A 400-nucleotide genomic window follows, 5' to 3' on the forward strand; every position below is an offset into this window, starting at 1 on the left:
GCAATCGGTATAGCGGATCAATTGGCCGTCTGAACCGTATTCAAGCTGTTTGGTTTTGCCCAATGCGTCGGTGATGGCGGCGGGCAGCCATTGTTCGTTGTAGGTGTACTCGGTGCGATGGCCGGCGGGGTCGGTGATGTGAATCAGGTTGCCGCGCCCGTCGTAGGTGTATTCGGTGATTCTGCCGCCGGGGTCGTTGACGGCAACCGGCAGGTTTAAAGTGTCGTGGTAGTCGATTTGGGTGCGGCTGCCGTCGGGAGCGGTGATGCTGATCACGTTGCCGAAGGTGTCGTAGCCGAAACGGGTTTCGCGGCCGAGTTCGTCGCGTTGAAGGGTAACCCGCCCCCAGTCGTCGCGTTCCGTATCGGTACGGTGGCCGGCGGCATCGATGTGGTAAATT

Annotated in this window: 1 pseudogene; it reads right to left on the reverse strand. The window is 60.0% G+C overall.

From position 1 onward, the window contains the following. Window positions 1–400, reverse strand: a pseudogene (locus tag Q0X97_RS11835) (RHS repeat protein); the annotation flags it as partial.

This window comes from Neisseria sp. MVDL19-042950, assembly GCF_030504625.1.
Classification (GTDB): domain Bacteria; phylum Pseudomonadota; class Gammaproteobacteria; order Burkholderiales; family Neisseriaceae; genus Neisseria.